At 51.7% G+C, this 22,737-nt stretch carries 22 protein-coding genes, 2 tRNA genes and 1 pseudogene; all 25 read right to left on the minus strand.

From position 1 onward, the window contains the following. Nucleotides 1–87: 87 nt before the first annotated feature. The 25 genes and pseudogenes from radA to VNA68_00905 all read right to left on the minus strand — a co-directional run bounded on the left by radA (nucleotide 88) and on the right by VNA68_00905 (nucleotide 22,680). On the minus strand, nucleotides 88–1,413 hold the full coding sequence (gene radA, locus VNA68_00785) for a DNA repair protein RadA (GenBank protein HVE80665.1): 1,326 nt from the start codon (nucleotides 1,411–1,413) through the stop codon (nucleotides 88–90). Between the two features lie 49 nt (nucleotides 1,414–1,462). Next, nucleotides 1,463–3,943 carry an AAA family ATPase gene (locus VNA68_00790; GenBank protein ID HVE80666.1) on the minus strand — a complete coding sequence of 827 codons (2,481 nt, stop codon included), beginning with the start codon at nucleotides 3,941–3,943 and terminating at the stop codon, nucleotides 1,463–1,465. A gap of 88 nt (nucleotides 3,944–4,031) precedes the next feature. Beyond that, nucleotides 4,032–5,342: a transcription termination factor NusA gene (gene nusA, locus VNA68_00795; GenBank protein HVE80667.1), complete on the minus strand. Its 1,311-nt coding sequence runs from the start codon at nucleotides 5,340–5,342 to the stop codon at nucleotides 4,032–4,034. A gap of 130 nt (nucleotides 5,343–5,472) precedes the next feature. Beyond that, nucleotides 5,473–5,793 (minus strand): hypothetical protein, encoded by a 321-nt coding sequence (locus VNA68_00800; GenBank protein HVE80668.1) that lies wholly within the window; start codon nucleotides 5,791–5,793, stop codon nucleotides 5,473–5,475. A 90-nt stretch (nucleotides 5,794–5,883) separates the two neighbouring features. Beyond that, entirely contained in the window at nucleotides 5,884–6,228 is a 345-nt protein-coding gene (locus VNA68_00805) for a YraN family protein (GenBank protein HVE80669.1), read from the minus strand. After that, nucleotides 6,218–6,841, minus strand: a complete 624-nt coding sequence (locus tag VNA68_00810; GenBank protein HVE80670.1) for a ribonuclease HII — start codon at nucleotides 6,839–6,841, stop codon at nucleotides 6,218–6,220. Before VNA68_00810 ends, VNA68_00805 begins: the two co-directional genes overlap by 11 nt. A 300-nt stretch (nucleotides 6,842–7,141) precedes the next feature. Then, nucleotides 7,142–7,495, minus strand: a pseudogene (rplS, locus tag VNA68_00815) (50S ribosomal protein L19). Nucleotides 7,496–7,529: 34 nt separating this feature from the next. After that, nucleotides 7,530–11,120, minus strand: a complete 3,591-nt coding sequence (locus VNA68_00820) for a DNA polymerase III subunit alpha (GenBank protein ID HVE80671.1) — start codon at nucleotides 11,118–11,120, stop codon at nucleotides 7,530–7,532. Between the two features lie 56 nt (nucleotides 11,121–11,176). Further along, nucleotides 11,177–11,458, minus strand: a complete 282-nt coding sequence (locus VNA68_00825; GenBank protein ID HVE80672.1) for a DUF5665 domain-containing protein — start codon at nucleotides 11,456–11,458, stop codon at nucleotides 11,177–11,179. After that, nucleotides 11,430–11,909 carry a YtxH domain-containing protein gene (locus VNA68_00830; protein HVE80673.1) on the minus strand — a complete coding sequence of 160 codons (480 nt, stop codon included), beginning with the start codon at nucleotides 11,907–11,909 and terminating at the stop codon, nucleotides 11,430–11,432. The genes VNA68_00825 and VNA68_00830 overlap by 29 nt, the downstream gene beginning before the upstream one ends. Then, nucleotides 11,909–12,169: a hypothetical protein gene (locus VNA68_00835; protein HVE80674.1), complete on the minus strand. Its 261-nt coding sequence runs from the start codon at nucleotides 12,167–12,169 to the stop codon at nucleotides 11,909–11,911. The genes VNA68_00830 and VNA68_00835 overlap by 1 nt, the downstream gene beginning before the upstream one ends. Nucleotides 12,170–12,250: 81 nt before the next feature. Next, complete coding sequence (locus tag VNA68_00840; GenBank protein HVE80675.1) at nucleotides 12,251–12,811, minus strand: mechanosensitive ion channel domain-containing protein; 561 nt, start codon at nucleotides 12,809–12,811, stop codon at nucleotides 12,251–12,253. Further along, nucleotides 12,811–14,229: an Asp-tRNA(Asn)/Glu-tRNA(Gln) amidotransferase subunit GatB gene (gatB, locus tag VNA68_00845; GenBank protein HVE80676.1), complete on the minus strand. Its 1,419-nt coding sequence runs from the start codon at nucleotides 14,227–14,229 to the stop codon at nucleotides 12,811–12,813. The genes VNA68_00840 and gatB overlap by 1 nt, the downstream gene beginning before the upstream one ends. Continuing rightward, complete coding sequence (locus tag VNA68_00850; GenBank protein ID HVE80677.1) at nucleotides 14,229–14,669, minus strand: hypothetical protein; 441 nt, start codon at nucleotides 14,667–14,669, stop codon at nucleotides 14,229–14,231. Before VNA68_00850 ends, gatB begins: the two co-directional genes overlap by 1 nt. Beyond that, on the minus strand, nucleotides 14,666–16,090 hold the full coding sequence (gatA, locus tag VNA68_00855; GenBank protein ID HVE80678.1) for an Asp-tRNA(Asn)/Glu-tRNA(Gln) amidotransferase subunit GatA: 1,425 nt from the start codon (nucleotides 16,088–16,090) through the stop codon (nucleotides 14,666–14,668). The genes VNA68_00850 and gatA overlap by 4 nt, the downstream gene beginning before the upstream one ends. Beyond that, nucleotides 16,087–16,377 (minus strand): Asp-tRNA(Asn)/Glu-tRNA(Gln) amidotransferase subunit GatC, encoded by a 291-nt coding sequence (gene gatC, locus VNA68_00860; protein HVE80679.1) that lies wholly within the window; start codon nucleotides 16,375–16,377, stop codon nucleotides 16,087–16,089. The genes gatA and gatC overlap by 4 nt, the downstream gene beginning before the upstream one ends. A 79-nt stretch (nucleotides 16,378–16,456) precedes the next feature. Beyond that, nucleotides 16,457–18,472: an NAD-dependent DNA ligase LigA gene (gene ligA / locus VNA68_00865; GenBank protein HVE80680.1), complete on the minus strand. Its 2,016-nt coding sequence runs from the start codon at nucleotides 18,470–18,472 to the stop codon at nucleotides 16,457–16,459. After that, a complete protein-coding gene (locus tag VNA68_00870) occupies nucleotides 18,469–19,245 on the minus strand; it encodes a hypothetical protein (GenBank protein ID HVE80681.1) in 777 nt (258 codons plus the stop codon). Before VNA68_00870 ends, ligA begins: the two co-directional genes overlap by 4 nt. Next, nucleotides 19,245–20,135 carry a M48 family metalloprotease gene (locus VNA68_00875; GenBank protein ID HVE80682.1) on the minus strand — a complete coding sequence of 297 codons (891 nt, stop codon included), beginning with the start codon at nucleotides 20,133–20,135 and terminating at the stop codon, nucleotides 19,245–19,247. The genes VNA68_00870 and VNA68_00875 overlap by 1 nt, the downstream gene beginning before the upstream one ends. Continuing rightward, entirely contained in the window at nucleotides 20,135–20,692 is a 558-nt protein-coding gene (locus VNA68_00880) for a hypothetical protein (GenBank protein ID HVE80683.1), read from the minus strand. The genes VNA68_00875 and VNA68_00880 overlap by 1 nt, the downstream gene beginning before the upstream one ends. 8 nt (nucleotides 20,693–20,700) lie before the next feature. Continuing rightward, entirely contained in the window at nucleotides 20,701–21,258 is a 558-nt protein-coding gene (locus tag VNA68_00885) for a LemA family protein (GenBank protein ID HVE80684.1), read from the minus strand. Nucleotides 21,259–21,374: 116 nt separating this feature from the next. Then, the gene (locus VNA68_00890; GenBank protein ID HVE80685.1) at nucleotides 21,375–21,677 is read right to left on the minus strand and encodes a hypothetical protein; all 303 of its coding nucleotides are present in this window, start codon (nucleotides 21,675–21,677) and stop codon (nucleotides 21,375–21,377) included. 111 nt (nucleotides 21,678–21,788) lie between these two features. Beyond that, complete coding sequence (locus tag VNA68_00895) at nucleotides 21,789–22,406, minus strand: hypothetical protein (GenBank protein HVE80686.1); 618 nt, start codon at nucleotides 22,404–22,406, stop codon at nucleotides 21,789–21,791. A gap of 110 nt (nucleotides 22,407–22,516) precedes the next feature. Continuing rightward, a tRNA-Leu gene (locus VNA68_00900) sits at nucleotides 22,517–22,601 on the minus strand. Nucleotides 22,602–22,606: 5 nt separating this feature from the next. Then, nucleotides 22,607–22,680: transfer RNA gene (locus VNA68_00905), tRNA-Cys, on the minus strand. Between the last annotated feature and the right edge of the window lie 57 nt (nucleotides 22,681–22,737).

Below are 22,737 nucleotides of genomic sequence, written 5' to 3' on the forward strand. Positions count from 1 at the left end.
TGCCTTAGCTGCAATGGCCGCGCTTAGCATTGCGGCAAAAGCAAGCAGGCCAATTAAAAATAATTCCATATTAATTTCCTATTTAGTTTAATGTAGGGCAGTTTCTACGGCTTGGGCGATATTCGCTACTTGGCCGGTGCGGCCTTTTACCTTAGATAGCGGCATTAGAGCCGACTTAAAGCCCAGTTTCCTAGATTCAGCTATGCGGGATTCCACATTACTGACAGACCGTATCTCTCCGCTTAAACCGACTTCGCCAAATGCTATGAGATTATGGGCAACCGGCTGATTCTTATACGCAGACGCGATTGCTAAAATAATTGCCAGATCGGCGGCCGGTTCGGTGATCTTCAGTCCGCCAACGATGTTAACATAAATGTCCTGATCACTCAAATTCAGCCCAGTACGCTTCTGCAAGACCGCTACCAAGACATTTAGGCGGTTAATATCAAAGCCAGCTGCAGTTCGCTTGGGGTAGCCGAAGGGACTTTTGGATACCAGTGCCTGGACCTCGACCAGTAGGGGGCGGGTTCCTTCCAGCGTGGCCAGCACCACCGAGCCAGGCGCTGTTTGGCGTTCTGCCAGTAACGCTTCCGAAGGGTTTGGTACCGGTACAAGCCCAGAATCACGCATTTCAAAAATGCCAACCTCGCTAACGGCTCCAAAGCGATTCTTTACCCCCCTTAAGGCTTTAAAGGTACCGTAGCGGCTGCCTTCCAGGTAAATAACCACATCTACTAGATGCTCTAGAATCTTCGGCCCGGCAATCAACCCCTCTTTGGTTACATGGCCTATTATCAGTACAGCCGTATGGGTGCGCTTGGCTACCTGTTGCAGTATCTGGGCGCTGGCGGTAATCTGCCCGGCCGTACCAGGGCTGCCCGTCAGGCTTTCTACCCCCAAAGTCTGTATGGAATCTATTATAACCAAATCGTACTGCCCGGCTGCAATCGTAGCGACTATCTGCTCAGCTCCGGTTTCTGTGAGCAAATCCAGGTTAATATCTGCCAGCTTAAGGCGCTCCGAGCGCAGCTTTATCTGGCTGGCCGACTCCTCGCCGCTCACGTATAGTACGGTACTGCCAGCGGCCACCCTGGCTGCTACCTGTAGCACCAGGGTCGATTTGCCCACGCCTGGATCGCCCGAAAGCAACATGACCGAGCCGGGTACGATGCCGCCGCCCAAGACTTGATTTACTTCCGGTATGCCGGTATCGATCCGCGGCATCTTAGCAGATGATATAGAGGCCAGTCTTTCGGGCTTTAGGGCCGTCGCTCCCGCAAACCGGCTGGAGCTGGCCGGCACCTGTTCAAGCAGGCTGTTCCAGCGGCCGCACTCTACGCACTTGCCGCTCCATTTGGAATAACGAGCACCGCATTCCTCGCATACAAATTGAGTTAAGGTCTTAGCCATAACCGAATTGTATCATAAAAACCGAACAAAAAGCAAACAGTTTATTTATTTAAGATTTAATCTTGGCCAAAGCCTTTAGAATGAGCTGGCCGTCCTTAGCGGCCACGGCAATCGTATCGCCCTCTTTAAACTCGCCGCTCAATAAGCCGACAGCCAGCGGATCCTCAATGTAATCCTGAATCGCCCGGCGCATCGGGCGGGCGCCTTGCTCGATGTTGTAACCTTTCTCTATCAAGAAATCTTTTGCCGATGGCTGGACCTTAATAATAAGATTCTGTTCACCCAAGCGCTTGCCTAAATCATCTAACTGCAGCGCCAGGATTTTCTTAATATCCAGCTTAGAGAGCGGTTTGAATACTATAGTGTCATCGATACGGTTAAGGAACTCGGGGCGGAAGGTCTTCTTTAATGATTCCAGCACCTGCTCCTTAACCTCCTCGTGGCGCTCCTGCAGCAGTTTTTCTTCAGCGGGAGTGTCGGTCTTAAAGCCCAGACGCGCCGCCTGCCGCAAATTCTCAGCCCCCACATTGGAGGTCATAATAATCACCGTATTGCGGAAATCGATCCTGCGCCCCTTGGCATCTGATACATAGCCGTCCTCCAGAATCTGCAGCAGCATATTAAACACATCTGGGTGGGCTTTTTCTATCTCATCAAACAGTACTAGACTGTAAGGCTTGCGGCGTACCACTTCTGTTAGCTGGCCACCATCATCATAGCCGACATATCCGGCCGGAGCGCCGACCAAACGGGCGACATTATGCTTTTCCATAAACTCACTCATATCGATCTTTACCAGTGCGTCGCGACTGTTAAATATCTCATCGCTCAGCACTCTAGCCAGCTCGGTCTTACCGACACCGGTTGGACCCAGGAATATAAATGATCCAATCGGGCGGCGCGCGTCGCTAATACCGGTACGGCTGCGGCGGATCGATTTAGCTATGGCTGCCACGGCCTCACTCTGCCCCACTACGCGCTTAGCCAGAGACTGGTCGAGCTTTACTAGGTTTTGGATCTCGGTATTTATCAGCCGTGTCACCGGTACGCCCGTCATCACGCTAATTACCTGGGCTATCTCATGAGCCGTAATCCTAAGCGACTCGCGGCCCACGCCTTCTTTAGCCTGCATTGCCTGTATCTTCTGCTCTAGTTGGCTGGCTTTAGTCTTAAGTTTTGCGGCCATCTCAAAATCTTCCTCATTCACCGATTCTTCAATTTCATTCTGAATAGAGGCCATTTGCTTCTGCAGGCCTCGCAAGGGCTTACTGGAAGCACCGCGCTTAATTCGCACCAGAGAAGCCGCCTCATCTATCAAATCAATGGCTTTATCTGGCAGAAAACGGTCGGCAACATAACGCTGGGCTAGCTTGGCGGCATGTGCAATAGCATCATCGGTAATTTCTACCCGATGGTGCTCCTCATACTTAGCTCTCAGTCCCTGCAGAACTTCAATAGTTTCCTCTACTGAAGCCTCTGGTACCTGCACCGACTGGAATCGGCGCTCCAAAGCTGAATCCTTCTCTATGTGTTTACGGTATTCCTCAATCGTGGTAGCACCAACTACCTGGATGTCTCCGCGACTTAAGGCCGGCTTCAAAATGTTAGCGGCATCAATCGCGCCCTCGGCCGCTCCGGCGCCAACTACCGTATGCAGCTCATCTATGAATAATATGACGTCGCGGTTAGCCTTGGTTTCATCCAGTAGCTTTTTGAGCCGCTCTTCGAATTCGCCTCGGTATTTGGTACCGGCAATCACACTGGCCAGATCGAGCATAATAATCCGTTTGCCCTGCAGCATCTCTGGTACTTCTTCGGTAACTACCTTCTGGGCCAAGCCCTCGACAATGGCGGTCTTGCCGACTCCTGGCTCGCCGATCAGCACCGGATTATTCTTACTGCGGCGGTTGAGAATAGTAATTACCCGGCCAATCTCTGTCTCACGCCCAATTACAGGATCTAGCTTGCCCTCCACTGCTGCCGCTGTTAAATCCACCCCAAAGCTGTCTAGTGCCGGCGTCTTGGTTTTGGGCTTTTTGGTGGTGGCCGAAGAAGTTTTGGTGGCTTCTTCGCCCGAGAAGAACTGCTGGTTACTCAAGTAGCCTTCCAGCTCGACGCGAACAATAGACGGATCGACCTTGATGTCTTTTAAGAGAGCGTTGGCCCGGGCATTTTTCTGGCTAAGGATCGCGAACAGGATATGTTCAGTGCCCGAATAGGGCTGGCCGAAATCACGGGCTACCCGCCAAGAGTAAGTTAAGGTAGCCTTGGCCGTTTCTGAAAGTCCCTTGTGACTGGTTTTAGGAAGCAGAGACGGGGAGTAGCTCATTATTTCTTGGGCTTTATCCATAGTCACTCCGGAATTGCGCAAAATCTTGGCACCAATCGAACTCTCTTGCTGCAGTACGCCCAGCAAGATGTGTTCTGTACCAATGTAGCTAGAGGCCATAGCCCTAGCTATGATATCGGCATTTTCCAGACTTTTTTTTGCGTTCTCGGTGAACCTGTCGAACTGTGCTCCAAGATCCATTTTGCCGTTCCCTACTTATACACTTCCATTTTAGCATCTAACTGCCAGGGTGAATCAGTATTTTAAACAAAACTTCGAGGCAAACTGCCTATTCTTTGGGTGCATCTGCCTCTGATGCTGCAGGCTCTTGGCCTAGCGCTTCGGCTGTCTCTTCTTCTAATTCAGGTGTCTCTGCCTGCTCAGGTGCCTCTTCTGCTGTTGGCGCCTCAGTCGAAGTTTCATCCGCGATCTGCTGCTCTACAGCCTCAATCAAAGAGCCTTCCAGATCCTTACGGCGGGCAGACTTCTTTTCGGTGGCGGCTTCGGCCACAGCCTCTACCTTAGATTCATCAGCACTCACAATATCAATATTCCAATTCGTTAATTTAGCGGCCAAGCGCACGTTTTGGCCTTGTTTACCAATAGCCAGAGAAAGCTGGTCTTCAGGCACTTTTACAGTCGCCTTGTTCTCCTTCTCATCCAGTTCCACACTAATAACCTTGGTCGGAGAAAGCGCGTTTATAATGTAGGTTTTGGGGTCTTCGTCGTAGAGAATAATATCTATCTTCTCCTCGCCCAGCTCACCCATCACTGCCTGCACCCGGGCGCCCCTGCCCCCCACAAACGTACCGACCGCGTCCACACCATCGGTATTAGAGAGTACGGCCACCTTACTTCTGGTGCCGGCCTCGCGGGCTACGCCTTTAATTTCAACTGCGCCGGATTCCAGCTCGGGCACTTCCATCTCAAAAAGCGCCTTCACAATATTAGGATGCGCCCGAGAGAGAACAATCTGCGGGCCGCGGCTGGTCTGCTCTACCCGCACTACGTAAACTTTAACCCGCTGCCCGTTGTAGTAACGCTCACCCGGAATCTGCTCGGAAGCAAACAGCACACCGAGCGATTTACCGAGATCCACGTATACAATGTTGCCATCTACTCGCTGCACGACACCGTTTAAGACGGTCTCTTCTTTATCTTTATACTCGTTAAAGACGATCTCGCGCTCGGCTTCTCGTAGACGCTGAATAATTACCTGTTTAGCGGTCTGAGCTGCCACCCGGCCGAAATCCTTCGGGTGCTCCTCATACTCTACGGTATTCGGCTCTTCTTCGCCGTCGGCCGAGGTCTTAACGCCAACCTTGGCATCCTTATCGTGCTTTTTAGCCTCTTCCAGGCTGATTTGCAGGTGAGGGTTTTCCACCTCTTCAGCGGTTTTTACAATCTCTTTGGTTACGTAAACCTGTACCGAGCCGTCTTTTTCGTTTAATCTAGTGCGCACCACTTGGTCTTTATCGCCGTAATCCTTCTTATAGGCGGCGGCCAAGGCGGCCTCTACTGTTTCTACTACCAGCTCACGCGGCAGGTTCTTTTCTTCTGTTAAGAGATCGATAGCTTTTAGAAAGTTAACTTGTTCCATATTTTCCTTATTTTTTGATGAAAAAAGCCGGTTGGGAACCGACTGAAAGTGCAATTATTGTAAATAAAAACAGCTATTTAGTCAAGGAAAGGAAAACCCCGCTCCGGTTAAGGAGCGGGGTTATACCGCCTTATGCGTTGCTTGCGCCCCTCTGGGGCTTAATCGCGCGCAAATTGCGGCTGGTATCACGGGCCGGCATCTCTGCCGTTTCTGTGTGGGGCACTTCCCCACCCTCTGCCCGCTTGATGTCCTGCTTGAGCAGGTACTGCTTGCACACAGCGATCATCAAGATGAGCGACCCGATGGTCATGCCGATCCACCCTATAGGGTCTTGCAGGTTGCGATCGAGCCCCACGGGAGCCTGAGCCGCAACCACAGCCGACACGATCAAGACGATCATGCCGATCAGAAAGAACAAGCGGGTGAGACCCAGCTGGCGCCGAAGACTCATGCACAACCTCCTGGTACGGGTTTAGAGGGAGCGTTAAGCTGTTAACTCAACGCGAAAAGTATACCAGTAAAGCTTATGTTTGTCAATAGCCTAGAGAGCATTTGGCAGGTACTCTACAGATAGGGAGCCCCCATCTGGAGCCACAGATGCAATATCTACCTGATAATCACCTGTAAAGCCGTTTTTAGCCACCCAAGCGGTGGCTGCCCTTCTGAGGCGCCGGGTTTTATCAGGTGTAATGTATTCGAATCCGGTGCCGTAAGCAGCCGATTTGCGGTATTTAACTTCTACAAAACTTACCACTTTGCCCCTTCTAGCCACTATGTCTATTTCGCAAAAAGGCGTCCGCCAGTTGCGGTCCAGCACCTTATAGCCTTTTTGTTCAAGCCAATCAGCTACACAATCTTCAGCTTTTTTGCCAATCTCAACCGACAAGGCTAAGTTCCCTCACCGGCTGGTAAGAGTACCGGTGCAGCGGGCTGGGGCCGTACTGCGCAAGAGCCGCCCGGTGGAATTTAGTACCGTAGCCTTTGTGGCCTGCAAAACCGTATAGGTGGTACGTGCGATGCAGTAGCTCCATATATGAATCACGTGCGACTTTCGCGATAATCGATGCGGCCGCTACACACAGGCAGCTGCCATCAGCGCCAACTATAGCCCTGGAGCTGTATGCACCAGAGAGGTAATTGTGGTTGCCATCCAGAAGTACGGCATCAATACCGTTGCCTAAGCTTGCAAGCGCGCGCTTGCCAGAAGTGGTAACTGCCCATGTTAAACCCGATTTATCGAGCTCACCATTTGCCACCCACCCGACACCTATAGCAAGAGCCGTACGCTTAATGGCCTCTGCGGCCTTATGCCTCTCCTCATGTGTTAGCAGTTTAGAGTCGGCCACCATAGGCAGATCGCAATCCTCCGGTAGAATTACGGCCGCAGCCGTAACCGGCCCGGCTAGTGCACCTCTGCCTACCTCATCTATCCCCACCACATACCGATGACCTGCCTGCCAAAGCTCCGTTTCTGCCTGCCTGGTTGGCGTAATTTTCATACACCAAGAATAACAAATTTAGAAAAGTTTAAATAATTACTGTTTGTTGGGCTCAGCTTCGCTGACGCCTTCTGCGGTTTCTTCGTCGCTCAGTGTCTCTTCGTCGGGGTTAGCGGGATCAGCTTTTGGCTCCTCAGCAGCAGCCTCCTTGCCTTCGTCCTTGGCTACTTCTTCGGTTGATTCCTCGGGCTTTATGTCCTCAGCCGCGCCGGTATCAAGCTCGGTAACTTCGGCATCTTTACTCTCAGCTAGCGGATCTTCTTTAACATCCTTAACTACCGGCGATTGGTTAACGGCCGCTTTATCAAACGCCACCTCTTGCAAACGGGCCGACTTACCGCGGCGCTCGCGCAGGTAGCTCAGGAAATTACGGCGCACCTTGGCCCGGCGCACGATCTCAATTTTCGTAACATTAGGAGAGTGCAGCAAGAACGTCTTTTCTACCCCTATGCCGCTGGCTATCCGGCGCACGGTAACGCAGGCCGAAAGTTCGCCCAGGCGGTGGGTGCGTATTACAACGCCTTCGAATATCTGCACACGCTGCTTGGCGCCCTCACGAATCATCTGGTGTACGCGCACGGTATCGCCCGACCTTACGGGAGAGATGGCCGGTTTGCGCTGAGCGGTTTCTAATTCTTTAATTAAGGGATGCATAACTTGGGTACTTTAGCATAGCTCTATCTGTTAATCAAGCCTGGAAGCGAGCAATCTCACCATCAGCAATTGCCTCTTTCAGCTCCTGAACCAGATTGCTATCGAACGTGACTTTAAAAGGTAGTATCAGCTTTTTGGGCGGATCACCCGGCAGTACCAGACAGGTGGGGTTGGCACCCGGATATTTCATTAGAATATCTTTAATTGTGGTCAGAATGCCGGTATCGGTCATTTTGGCTAGACGAATTACCAACACCTCAGGCTTTGCCTTTACTTCCGCTTCGGGCGGCTTGGCTTCGGCCTTGGGCTTAGCAGAAGGTTTATGACTTTTAGCCGCGTCGTAATCTATCAGTTCGGCCCGATCTACCATTACCTTTATCTCTGTACCCACTCGCCCGTCGCGGTCTTTGGTGCTGATCTTACCGGCTACCTTAATAACCTTATCTGCCTCCCACAAATCCGGTTGGGCCTCGTATGCACGGGGGAACACAATCAGTTCCAGGCTCTCCCCGCTCTTATCCTCTAGACCCACAAAGGCCATCATGGCATTATTTTTTGTCGTAATCTTACGCACCGTCGTAATAATACCGCCGATGGTCACAGCCTTACCCTCCATTTCTACCGTCAGGACTTTGATTGGCACAGTGTGGTCTGTAAGGTAGGCCTCGTAATCATCCAGGGGGTGGTGCGAAAGGTAGAGTCCTAATAGCTCCTTCTCCCAGCTCAGCTGCTCACGGGGTGAAAGGGTCTCGGGCGGCAGATCCATACGCAGAGCAGGAGCGGCGTCCTCGATACCCAGCGAACCGAAAATGTCGATCTGCCCAGAGAGCGCGTTCTTCTGCGCTTTGGAGGCATACGACATAATGGAATCCAGGTTGTGCAGTAGCTGGCCGCGCTCACCGAAATCGTCCATGGCGCCGGATTTTATCAAACTCTCCCAAACCTTACGGTTTGTTTCTGTAACCGGCACCCTTTTGGCAAAATCTTCGATCGATTTAAAACGCTCAGCCTCGCGTACCGCTAGAATCGCCTCGATTGCACCTGTACCGACATTCTTAATAGCACTCAGGCCAAAGCGAATATCGCCTGTTTCTGGGATAACGCCGAATTCCAGGAAACTCTCATTAACACTTGGCGGCAGGATCTTAATGCCCATCCGCTGGCACTCGGCCACTTCTATTGCAATGCGGTCTATATCGCCATGGTCACTCGTCATAAGGGCTGCCATAAAAGCGGCCGGGTAGTGGGCTTTTAGGTAGGCTGTTTGGTAGGCGATCATAGCGTAGCAGGCGGCATGCGATTTATTAAAGCAGTAGGCGGCAAAGTCTTCGAGATTGAGCCAAAAATCCTCCACTACCTGGCGATCGACTTGAGAGACCTTAATAGCCCCCTCTATGAACTCGGTTTTCATCTTGGCCATGACAGAAGGAATCTTTTTACCAATGGCTTTGCGCAGAGTGTCGGCCTGGCCGCCAGTAAAACCACTCATTTCCTTAGCAATCTGCATTACCTGCTCTTGGTAGACCACCACACCGTATGTACTCTTCAGGGCCGATTCCATAGTAGGATGCAAGTACTCAATTTGGCGCCGGCCATGCTTACGGGCAATAAAATCATCGATCCACTGCATAGGGCCGGGGCGGTAAAGTGCCACCATGGCCACAATGTCATCGAAGCGGTTTGGCTTAAGTTCGCGAATATAGCGCTTCATGCCGGCTGATTCCAGCTGGAACACACCGGTGGTATCGCCGCGGGCCAGTAGCTCATAGGTTTTAATATCATCAATCGGTATTTCAGCGATATCTATATTAGTATTATGAACCCTCTTAACTATTCTAAGCGTATTCTTAATAATCGTGAGGTTGGAGAGGCCCAAGAAATCCATCTTTAAGAGGCCAAGGTCTTCTATTGGCCACATATCATACTGGGTGGAAGTGCCGCCCTTTTGCGCCCTTTGCAATGGTGTGTATTTGGTGATTTCATCCGGCGCTATTACCACACCGGCTGCATGCACGCCGTTAGAGCGAATAGTGCCCTCCAGTCGGCTGGCTAGATCGATCAAGCGTTTGGCCCGAGGGTTAGATTCGTACTCGGCCCTAAACTCCGGATTATCCTTGGCCGATTTCAAAAGCGGCACGTGCCGGCCCTGTACCGGCTGGGGTACTAGTTTAGCAATTGCATCGACCTCAGCGTAAGCCATGCCCAGTGCACGGCCGGTATCGCGCACGGCGGCGCGGGCGGCCATGGTGCCGAAGGTAATAATCTGCGCCACCCTATCCTGGCCGTACTTTTCTGTCACATAGGCAATCACCTCACCGCGCCGGGTATCCTGCATATCAATATCTATATCAGGCATGCTGATACGATCGGGGTTCAAAAACCGCTCAAACAGCAAATTGAACTTGAGCGGATCGAGGTCTGTGATATTTAGGCCATATGCGATTATAGAACCGGCTGCCGAACCGCGCCCTGGGCCGAAGATGATTCCCCTGTTTTTCCCCCAGTTAATAAAATCGGCTACGATCAAAAAGTAGCTTTCAAAACCCATCTTACTAATAACACCCAGCTCATAATCGGCCCGCTCCACTACCTCTTTGGGCAGAGCCTTGCGGGCTTTGGCCTCTGTTACCAAACCTGTATCTTCTTTGGCTATGCCGCCATAGCGCCACATAAGCCCCTGCCAGCACAGTTCGCTTAAGTACTCGCCTTCGGTCTGCTTGGTAGGCACTTCAAAGTGCGGCAGTAAGATCTTGCCCAGTTCTAGTTCGACATTGCATTTTTCTGCAATAACCGCGGTATTGGCTATGGCCTCAGAGAGGTGTTGCCAGCGCTCTGCGATCTCCTCGGGCGAGGAAACGAACAGGGCCATTTCCATCTCCATTCGGTCGGTATCGCCAATGGTGCGGCCGGTCTGCACGCACAGCAGTATCTCGTGCGCCTCGCGATCAAGTTCATTGGTATAGTGGCTGTCGGCCGTAACCACCAGCGGCACGTTGGTCTTTTTGCTAAGTTCGATCAGCCCTTTATTAATCTGCTTCTGCGGCTCCCACTCCTCATGGTCTTGCAGCTCCAAGTAGTAATCTTCGCCAAAGGTCTCCTTGTACCAATTAATAGTATCTTCGGCCTCCTTCATAGAGCCATTCAGGATATGTCGGGCAACCTCACCCGAAGCACAGCCAGAGAGTGCTATGAGACCCTCTTTGTATTTAGCCAGCAGCGGGCGATCGATGCGAGGGCGGTAATAAAAACCCTCCAGGTGGGCCATGGTGGAAAGACGCATTAAATTCAAATAGCCCTGGTAGTTCTTGGCTAGTAGAATTAAGTGGTAGGGGTTGGAATCGAGCCGGCTCTGCTTATCGCCCATACCGCGCACGGCTACATAGGCCTCCATGCCAATGATGGGTTTAATGTCCCGGGCCTTGGCCTCCTTGTAGAATTCCACAGTACCGCTCATATTTCCATGATCGGTCAGAGCCACAGCGCTCATCCCCTGCTCTTTTACCCTATCAAGCATTTGCGGAACCTTCTGCAGCCCATCCAGAAGGCTGTAGTGACTATGGTTATGAAGATGAACAAACCCTACTGGCGCCTTAGTTTTAGGCGCCGCTGCTGTGGCTTTAGTCACTTTGGTCCCCTTTCGTTACGCTAATTTTAGCATAACCATAATGAGTACAAAAGACGCTAACGCTGAATTGTTTGGACTAGGTCTTTAAAGAACTGGCCGATTACTGGCAGGGCGCCGGCCAGATCAAGTACATATAAAAGCAGAGCTATCATTACCGTAGCGCCTATAACACCGCCGAAGCCGGTAAGCAGGCCTCGTACAAAGGCACCCCAAATCTGCCGGCGCGTGTTGCCCAAGAGATTGATGTAATCGTTCACCAAGGTCGATTCTATTGCCCGACCCAGCTTCTCGTAATCCTCGGCCGAAGGCCTACTTTTTCTTGTCAGATCGCTTTTCATCAATCGCCTTATCGCGGGCTGCACGGATAATCTGCCGGGTTGTCTTTTCTAACTCATTCATAATAGCCGTTCCTTCATTTACCAGCCTTTTTACATCTGTCATGGTTTCGTCTTTGGCTTGGTTACTGATTTTGCCCAGGCGTCCGGCTGAATCCTTAAGATCCTGCTTTAAGATTTCGGCTTTAGTGATTAAACGCTGACTTTCCTCATAAGCCTCGCCCTTCAGGTCTTTAGCGGCACTTTTAAGGCTGTCTATCCGCCCGTTTAAATCTCCCTCCAGCTCAAGTAGCTTTTGATCCATGTCCTTTTTTATCTTTTTTGCTTGGTCTTTAAGATCGGCCTGAGTCTCCTTGCCGCTTTTCGGTGCTAGCAGTAAAGCCGCTACCGAACCGACTATAGCACCAAACAATGTGCCCTTAATTAATCCTCTGCCATGTCCCTTTTTCCCCATTATTTCCTCCCTTTCATTTTTGATTTAACTTTATTAAGCATCACGCCGCTAAGAGCCGAAAGTGCCGCCGGTACCAGCTTACGCCCGGCATATTTAAGAGCCTCACCCATATTCTCGGTGGTCTCATCTAGCCGTTGGGTTACCCTCCGGATGTTGAGTAGTATCTTTACCAGTACGAACGAAACTATAATGCCCATTATAACCAGAATTAAAAATCCGATACTTAGTAAAATTACCAAAACTGTTTGTGTATCTTGCATAGGGGTCTCTTATTATGGCTTTATTATCGGATTTATTGGAGCCGGTTGCAAGCTTTAACGGTTATAAAATCAATAAACCGTTTATTCTAGATCTTTTTTCTTGGCGACCAACACCCACTGCTGCCGTTCAATTACAGCATTCGGAAATATGTGCAGGCGGCCATCTTTAGTGCGCAGCCTGGTGCGGCGCATATCCATGCTCTCAACTATCCCCTCTACTTGCTCTTCTGGCTTAGAGGCACCCACAATCACTTGGTCTCCGACGTTAAAATCGCGATCGCGGGCCAGATCGATTCCGCCCAGCACGTCTGACACCAAGTTAGAAGAGCCTGTACCCAGCGCCAGGCCAATGGCACCGATTGCGAGCGAGAAGATCAAAGCCAGATTGTTTAAGTTTAGAGACTGGAGAACGATAATCACCAGACCCACCATTAGTAGCGCGTTTATCAGCGAGCCTAGGATTCCCTTGAGGCCGCGCGGCATTCTTACAAACCCCATCAGCCAAGAGGCTATCCACGAAAGCAGCCTTATTACCAGCAGACCTATTAGCAGGGTAGCCAAGGCGCTGGGCAGCTTGGGTATAATGTCGTTTAAATTGTTAGTCAGCGGTCCAAACAGATTTACGAGCGACAAATCAAACACTACTTATCTCCTAACTTTTTCTTGATTATATCATTAACCATTGGCGGATTGGCCTGCCCCTTCGATTCTTTCATAACTTGGCCGACTAAAAATCCAAGCACCTTCTCATCTCCAGATTTATATTGCTGCACCGGCTTAGGATTGTTTTTTATGACTTGTTCGACAATCGTCTGTAACTCCCCTTCATCCGATACCTGCAGGTAGCCATGCTTCTCAGCTAGCTCTTCGGGGTCAGCGGAATCCTCGTGCATGAGAATAAAAATGTTTTTTGCATTAGTACTGCTCACTATCCCATCTTCGAACATATCGGCCAGTTGGGCTAGGCGCTTAGCATCCGGGGTCTTGCCTCTGAATTCGTCATTAAACTGATTGGCCACCCAGTTGATGATGTGAATTATCCGCTTCGGGTCCTGAGTATGCTGGCGGCTTTCAAAGACTTTTTCGGCCAGCAGTGCCTCTTCCACCAAGAACTCCACATCCTGCTTCTTAACCTCAAGCTCTGCCAGTGTACTGCGCACATCATTCGGCATTATATCCGGCAAACCAGCCTTGGCTTTAGCCAGCATTGCATCAGTCACCACAATCGGTGGCAGGTCGGGTTCTGGGAAGTAGCGGTAATCGTGGGCTTCCTCCTTACTGCGCTGGCTAAACGTAATCTGTTTATCCTCATTCCAACCGCGTGTCTCCTGCTCGACTTTGCCACCTGAATCCAGCACCTCGGCTTGGCGCCCCGCTTCATACTCCACCACGCCATACACCGCGCGGAAGGAGTTGAGATTTTTAATTTCAGCGCGAGTGCCCAGCTCTTTACTGCCGGCCAGCCTTAGGCTGATGTTTACATCAAATCTCATGTTGCCGTAGTAGAGATCACAATCGCTCACCCCAGCGTAACGCATTAGATGGTAGAGCTCCTGGGCGTAGGCCTTGGCCTCACCAGCCGTGCGCATATCGGGCTCAGAGACGATTTCCATCAGCGGGGTGCCGGCGCGGTTCAGATCTACCAGCGAATAATCTTTGCCCGGCGGATGAACCAGCTTACCGGCATCGGCCTCCAAATGGGCGCGGGTAACACCGACTGTTTTGCCTCCGGGCAGTTCCACCTTGCCCTTCCCCACAATTGGCTCGTCGTATTGTGTGATCTGGTAATTACTCGGGTTGTCGGGATAAAAGTAATTTTTACGATCGAACTTGGTCTGCTTGGGAATCTCACCATTCAAAGCCAGGCCGGCCCGAATAGCCAACTCCACCGCTTTTCCGTTTAGCACCGGTAGCGAACCGGGTAGGGCGGCACAGACCGGGCAGATGTTTACATTCGGCTCAGCTTCGCGCGAATCATTATCGCACCCGCAGAACAGCTTGCTTTTAGTGGCTAACTGCACGTGCGTTTCTATGCCGATTACTGCCTCATACTTACTCATTACAGCGCCTCCAAATCTTTCAGGCCGCCCTCAAAACCCTGCAGAGCTTCCCGGGCTTGAGTCGGCACCAGGTCAAACCCGACTTCGTGCACCAAGACGTTGCGCAGTTTATGAGCCTCCCACACCGCATTGCGGTTCTTCAAATTCTTCTGGGCAATTTTGAGGCGGTCGGCCATTGTCTGACCCGCGTAGCCCTGCTGCTTCATCACGTAATCCAGAAGCTTATCGGCTTCCATCACCGCATGGCGGATGTCATTACCATTGCCTTTTGCAAGCTCTGTAATCGTCTGCCAGCGGCTAGCCACTAGCGCACGATCAACATGTCCAACCTGCCCGGCCCGGCCGCGCTTTTTTACAGATTTGGCCGGAGTGCGCACGGTAATAACGGCAAAGAGCAGTATAGCCACTGCCAGCACGATAATCAGAAAAGTCAGTGTCATTTCTCCCCCTGTAGCAGCTTCTCTATAGACGAGGCGGCCGAGAGCAGAGTCGCGTCTTTTTTCTGCGATGCCACAATCTGCAAGCCAATCGGTAGTTCATTTGACGGCAAAGGAATGCTAATGGCCGGCACCCCCACCAAATTAACCGCCACGGTATTCACGTCTGATTGGTACATTGAAAGCGGATCGGCTTTTTCGCCCAGACCAAAAGCGGTGGTAGGCGCGGTAGGGCTTATTAAAACATCAAACTTTTTAAACGCCTCTTCGAACTCACGAATAACGACCGTGCGGACTTTCTGCGCCTGCTTGTAGTAGGCCTCATAGTAGCCGCTAGAGAGCACATAAGTACCTATTAATATCCTCCGCTTGGCTTCGGTGCCAAAGCCCTCATCGCGGCTCAGCTGATAGGTTTCGGCCAAGGTATTGGCATTAGGTGAACTGTGGCCATAGCGAATGCCATCGTAGCGCGCCAAATTAGAACTGACCTCGGCCGGTACTAGAATGTAGTAACAAGCCAGCGCCAGCTCAACCGAGGGCAGGCTGATCTCGCTAACCTCGGCACCAGTTGCTTTAAGTGCATCGATTGCCTTAAGTGTCTGCTTTTTAACATCTGGGTCTGTACCTTTGGCGATGTATTCTTTGATCAGACCGATTTTAAGGCCTTTCACGCCCGAAGGTTTGCCGGTATAAGTTTCTTCTCTTTCAATCGTAGTGGCATCCAGCGCGTCTCGGCCGGCTATTACATCCAGCACCAGTGCCGCATCTTCCGTAGTGCGAGCCAGCGGGCCGATGACGTCTACCGAGCTGCCCATGGCCACCACACCGTAACGCGACACCAAGCCGTAAGTCGGCTTCAGCCCCACCACTCCACAGAAAGCTGCCGGCTGGCGGATTGAGCCGCCGGTATCCGTGCCAAGCGCAAAGCTGCACAGGCCCAGTGCCACGGCCGAGGCTGAGCCGCCCGAAGAACCGCCGGGTACTTTTTGTTGGTTAACGGGATTTTTGGTGGGGCCAAAATCACTATTCTCGGTACTGGAGCCGTGGGCAAAGGCATCCAGGTTGGCTTTGGCTACCATAATCGCCCCTTCGGCGCTGAGTTTCTTAACGGCGGTTGCCTGATAGGGTGCCTTGAATGGTTTAAGGATATTACTGCCGGCCGTAGTGTGGGTATGGAAGGTAAGAAAATTATCTTTAGCTATAAATGGCACACCGGCTAGTAGACCCACCTGCTTGCCGCTTGCAACTTGACCGTCAACCCACTTGGCCCACTCCAGAGCCGTCGGGTTTATTTCTAAAACAGCATGAAAATTCTCGTTGGCCTTAATAGCTTCCAGGCAGTGCTGCACCAAATCGACGGCTTTAATTTTGCCCGCCTGCACGTCGGCCGCAATATCCGCAATCGGGCGTTTGATATCTATCACTCCAGCACCCGTTTGACTTTAAAGTAGCCCTTTTCTTGTTGTGGCGCATTGGCCAGCATGTCTTCACGCTTCGGACTCTGCTTTACCACATCTTCCCGCCAGACATCGGTGAGGCCGGTTACTTGGTTGGTCGGCGGAACGCCCTTAGTATCTGCCTTTTGCAGCTGCTCCACAAAGCCCACGATTTTACCTAGCTCGCGGCTGAGCGGCTCTATCTCCTCATCTTTTAAACCTATTTGAGCCAGAGCGGCGACTCGCTGGACTTCTTCGGGTGTAATTTTTGACATATGCATATTGTAACCACTTTAACTGGTAGGGGCAAAAGCCTTACCGTCGGGCGATCAGCCGGGTACGATAATCCGGTTTTTATTTTTCCAATATTTTTAGCAGCTGTTTTTCATTAATCTGCACGGTGCCGTATTTTTCGGCCTGGGCGATTTTATTCGCCCCCGGATCTTCCCCCACCACCAAGTAGTCGGTTTCTTTGGTGAGGCTATTCTGCAGTTTGCCGCCTAAGGCCTCTATCCTTTCGCCTCCCGCCTCACGGCTGAATGCCGCAAGTGTACCGGTAATCACGAAGTTCTTGCCATTCAGCGGCCCCTCTACCTTCTCTATGGGCTGAGGCTGTACACCGTTTGTGAACAGTTTATCCAAAAACCGTTGGTGGCGTTCGCTCTGCAGCCAATCATAAACACTTTTTGCTACCACATTACCGATGCCGGGCACTGCTTCCAGCTTTTCAACTGTGACACTACAGAAGTTTTCGGGCCTGACAAAATGCGTTGCCAGATCGGCTGCCGTCTGTGCCCCGACATGGCGGATTCCCAGGGCGTAGATAAAGCGATCGAACGGTACCTTCTTCCTGGACTGGATACTGTTCACCAAATTGCCGGCCGAAATTTCGGCAAACCGCTCCAGTGCTAAGAGGTCACTCTCTTTCAGTGTAAACAGATCGGCCGCGTCCTTTATTAACCCTGTATCCAGCAGCACGTCTACAATCTTCTCCCCCAAGCCTTCAATATCAAAGGCGGCCTTGGAGGCAAAGTGGATGATGCGCCCACGCCCTAATGCCGGGCAGTCGAAGTTCACGCAGCGCCACACGGCTTCCTCGGGCTTTTTGAATAGCGCCTTGCCGCAAACCGGACAATCTTTGGGCATTACAAATTTCTTTTCCTTACCTGTGCGCAATTTAGGCAGCGGCGCCACTACCTCTGGAATCACATCTCCGGCTTTCTGGATAATCACGGTATCCCCAATGCGAATGTCTTTACGGGCAATCTCGCTCTCATTATGCAACGTGGCCATCTGCACGGTAGAGCCGGCTACCACCGTCGGCTCCATAACAGCAAAGGGAGTTGCTGCACCGGTGCGGCCCATACTTACCATAATATTCTTAATTTTGGTTGTGGCCTGCTCAGCCGGGAACTTGTAGGCGATAGCTCCCCTGGGTGCCTTACCTACTACCCCAAGGCGGCGGTAGGCATCTTGATCGTTAACCGTTGCCACCAAACCGTCTGTCAGGTAGGGCAACTCTTTGCGCTTTTCTTCCCACTTGCGGGCAAATTCCATAATTCCTTCTATACCGCGCACCAACTGGCTATGGGGCTCAACTTTAAAGCCAAGCTTAGCGGCCAGCGCATGTTCGGCAGCGTGAGTGGTTACACCCGACAGCGGAGTAGCTATGGCATAAACATGAAAGCACAGCGGGCGGGCAGCCACTAGCCTTGGGTCTAGCTGCCGAATAGTACCGGCGGCAGTATTGCGCGGATTGGCGAATAGCGCCAGGCCGGCTTTCTCTCTAGCCTGGTTCAGCGCCTCAAAGGTCTTCTTATACATTAAAACCTCACCCCGGATTTCAAGCCTTCCCTTATAAACTTCATCGGGTACAGCGCTATCATGTCGTAGCCGCAGCGGAATCTGCTCGATTGTGCGCAGGTTCGGCGTAACATCCTCACCCACCCGGCCATCACCCCTGGTTAGCCCGCGTACCAGCACACCATTCTCATAAATAAGCGTAGCCGCCAGACCATCCATTTTCAGCTCGGCATAAAACTCTTCTCTAAAATCCGGTTCCAGCTTCTTTATACGGGTTATCCAGGCCTCGGTCTCTTCCTGGCTAAAGACATCGTTCAAACTCAGCATTGGCATCTGGTGGGCGACGCTTGCGAACTTGGGCGAGGGCTGACCAGCTACCCGCTGAGTTGGGGAATCGGAAGTAATCAGATCGGGATGCTCCCGCTCCAGCTGCTGCAGCTCATGCTTAAGACTATCGGCCGCCGCCTCGCTCATAATCGATTTATCGTGCACATGGTACTGGTAGCGATAATCGTTAATCTGCTCCCGCAGCTTGGCTACCCGCTCTTTGGCCTGTTCGCGGGTCATTTTAATTCCCTGTAGAGCCGGTGAAGGTATAGAGTTGAGGGCGGCAGAACCGCCAGCGCCAAAAGAATCTGCAGAATAATTGCCGGCCAAGCTTCGCCTGCAATCGCAGATAACCCCAGCAGGGCGGTTGAGAGCAAGGCGATAATTAGAAGCATAACGGCGGCCAGAGCCAGTACGCGACTCATCACCTGCCAGAGGCGGCCACCCACTAGTGCCCGGCTCGATTTCAGTGCTTCAATCGGCCCCTGTTTGGTTTCTGACACAATGAAGATACTGAATATTGCCTGGCTGACCAAGAGCAGACTGGGCAGTGCCAGTACAATTGCCAGCAGCCCCAGCATCAGCTTTTCCGCACCGGTCATTAGTCCGGAAGGCTCGGTAATTCCTAAGTTAAATATCAGCAGGCCGAGCGTGAGAGGCAGCATTATGGCGAAGAATACGAAGCCCAAGAGAATCGTCCGCACTAGCATAGATGAGCCCTCGTAGTAGGCCTGTTTGATAGTTGCTCGTTTGCGGTTTTTTGCGACAACGGCCCACAACAGCGCGGCATTCATAATTACATTGGCAATCGTAAGGTAGGCCGAAAGCACCGTGTCGGCTGTAGGGTCGGCAACTAGACTGGCTACTATTGCTACCGGCACCGTTACAAGCAAAATAATACCGGTCAGTAAGCGCCAATTCTCTCGGTAGTCTCCAAGTGCGCTCCGCATTAATTGCCGGAACCCGGGCAGGGGTTCGGGAGCGGCAATAAGTCGGGATAGGCGAGCAAACATTACGGCTTGTGCTCCATCGCACGGAGTTTAGCAATACGGTCTTCTGCCGGCGGATGAGTGCTGAACAGGCGCGCAATACCACCGGTAACCCCTTTACCCGGCCCGAACGGGCTTGCGATGTAGAGGTGGGCGGTAGCGGTAGAGGCATGGTGCACCGGCTCATGAGCGGCTGATATCTTCTCTAGCGCGCTAGCCAGACCTTCCGGATAACGTGTCAAGAGAGCGGCTGTAGCATCGGCCAGGTACTCGCGGCGGCGCGAAACAGCGAGCTGGATGACGGTCGCAATGAGTGGAGCCAGCAGCGCCATGACGATTCCGACTATGAAGAATATCGGGTTAGGGCTGCTGTCTTCCTCACCGCCAAAGAAATTGGCATGGAAGAAGAAATCACTTAGCAAGGAGATAATACTGACCAGCGCAGCCGTCACGCTCATCAGACGGATGTCGTAATTACCAATGTGAGCCATTTCGTGTGCCAGTACGCCCTCCACCTCTTCATCTTCCAGCCGCTCAATCAAACCGGTCGTTACCGCCACCACGGCATTATTCGGATTGCGTCCGGTTGCAAATGCGTTGGGTGCCGGATCGTCAATCAAATATACCTTAGGCATCGGCAGGCCGGCAGTAATGGAGAGATTTTCTACCATTCGATAGAGCTGGGGCGCGTCTTTTTTAGCTATCGGGTGTGCGCCAGACATACCAAGCGCGATTTTGGCCGACATGAAGTAGGTAACAATCGAGTACACCAAAGCGCCTATGCCCACGAAATAAAAGATTCCAGGATTAGAGTAGCCCTGGGCAAAGATGTAGCCAATAGTAGAAACGAAGGCCACGAATACGGCCATTAGCAAGAACGTCTTACGTTTGTTGGCGGCAATCTGGCTATACATTATGCCTCCTGGTTACTACTTACGGGTGGTGGCGCTGGCATTGGGGCGGGAGCAGGCTGCAAATTCACCGCATGCATATTACCAGAAATATCGGTGACTCGCGGAGGCTCGGGTGCAAGTGGAGGAGTTGGAGTAGGTTCCGGCTGCGGTTCAGCTTGGCTAGGTACATCGGGCTCATTCGGCTCCGAGACCGGTTCTTCTGTTGCCTCCTCGGCCACCTCCGGTTCTGGTTCTGGTTCAGACTCAGTAAATTTGTCTGATTGCATTCTGGCAAGCAGGGCTTCTGCCTGCTGACCCAAGCTGCCGGTATCAATTGCCGGGAAGGTCTTATGCACCAGCTCCAGCTCGGCAGCTAGAGCCACTACCGCATCGGTACTGGCTTTGCGTTCGGCGGCCAGATCCTGAGCCACACAGACGGGAATAGCCACGGCCGATTCGCGCAGACGCTGCAATAATGGGTCGTTATCCTGGCGGGTAAACTCATCGCACAGCTTACTGAGGCTTTGGCTAAGTTTTACTGCCTCCTGCCAAGCGTAAGTTTTCTTAACTTCTTCCATGCTCGTCCTTAACTAAAGTTAACTTCGGTTGGCTTTTCGATTACGGCTTGATCTTCAACTTCAAAGAATGAGCGCGGCTTAAAGCCCAGCATGCCGGCAAATAGATTCGTGGGGAATACACCTAGTTTGATGTTTAGATCTCGCACATTGCCGTTATAAAAGCGGCGGGCAGCCTGAATCTTATTCTCTGTATCTACCAGTTCATCCTGCAGTTCCTGAAAATTACTGCTGGCTTTTAGCTCTGGGTAATCCTCAGCGACGGCAAACAGGCTCTTTAGGGTTGATGACAGTTGGTTTTCGGCCTCGGCTTTATGCGCTACGTCATTAGTACCCATGGCTGCCGAGCGAGCGGCTGTGACGTTTTCGAACACCTTTGATTCATGCTTGGCATAACCCTTAACAGCGTTTACCAGATTAGGTATTAGATCGTAACGCCGCTTCAGCTGGATGTTTATATCGCTCCAGGCCTCGTCTGTCCTGAGCTTAGCCATTACCAAGCTGTTATAAGTAAACCAGACGAACAGTATTACGATTGCTACTATGCCTAAAATAATCCAGAGTGTCATTTTTATTCCCTTATTTAAGATAATTATACCATACCAACAGGTTCAAAAAAGCTAAAAAGTTAAAGCGGCCTCTTACGAGACCGCTTAGGTGCTGCGGGAAATGATGCTCAAGCGAACTAGTTCGATATTGCATCGTACTGCAGTAGGTGCAGCTCTTCGCGTACTTGAGCTCTAAGCTCATCGGTACTGAGTTTGGTCGAAAACGTCAAGCTTCCCATGGCCCTGTCTTCGGCAAGTTTCAAGAACTTGTTCAAGTCCCTTTCCGAGATCAGGATCTCCTCCCTCAAGCCGGCTCCAGATCGGCTGCAGTAGGCTTCCCACGCAAGGGCTGCATCGTTGTAGCGGATGCGAAAGGCAACCAGCTTCTTGCTGCTCTTGGTCAAAACCGCCATGTCAATCTCCCCTTTTTTGTATCTCAAAAGTTTTGGTTTACAGGCTAGGCTACTCCAACGTAAGTACTATTGCAAGCCCAGGAAGCACTCTCCAAATGAAAAAGCGGCCCTCCTAATGAGAGCCGCTTGAAAAGCTGGCTACTGAGGCCACTCGTGACGGTTACTCAAGCTGTGACATCTTGGCCAACGCTCATCTCCGAAATACTCTTTCGTCATGCCGCACTTTCGGCAGCGGCCACTCTCTGCGAAAACATCCTCGATATTTACCGACTTCCTCTCATCCCCATCTGGTGCCAACCGGTACCCCTCAATGACTACTCCCCGTCCATGTTCGCGGTAGATCATTTGAGTGCGAATACCGCGACGGGAAAGCTCACGAAGGCCTCCAGCCCAAAATAGCTGGTCGTTTCGCGAAGCAACGTAGGGAATCACTCCGGTGGCAATTCCAAGATCACGAGAGGTTTGATGGTCTACATACGCGGAACGTACATACACATCTTGTTCACGGGCGCTTTCCAGTAGGGGCAGGAGCTCCTCGGCGGCCGCAACTTCTTGTAAATCGAGTTCGGCACGCCTAGCGGCTTCTTTTACCTCCCACTCGTCTATAGCAGCCCTAACTTTCTTCTCAGCTTCTTGCAGGGCGCCATCAAGATCGTCCTCGCCCAACAGACTGAGCCACTCAGGACCGGTTAGTCTCGGATTGAGATCTATAGGATCCTGTTCGTTGCGAATCGAAAGCCTTGTTAAAGTGCTCATTCTCACCTTTTCTAAATCGTTGGTGCTTACAGCTTACATCAAGAATATTGATTTGAAAATGAAAAAGCAGCCCCAAACAAAACCTCGACCCAAAGGTCGAGAACTTGTTTTGGTGCTCGGGGTGGGACTCGAACCCACAAGCCTTGCGGCAACGGATTTTAAGTCCGTCGCGTATACCGATTCCGCCACCCGAGCTCATTTGGAGGCACCGACCGGAATTGAACCGGTGTAAAAGGTTTTGCAGACCTCTGCGTAACCACTCCGCCACGGTGCCGCGTCAAAATGATGCTTCAGCTTACATGAATTACTTAATTTCACACGGCTTGCGCAG

Source organism: Candidatus Dormiibacterota bacterium (assembly GCA_035536395.1).
GTDB lineage: Bacteria > Patescibacteriota > Saccharimonadia > UBA4664 > DATLOE01 > DATLOE01.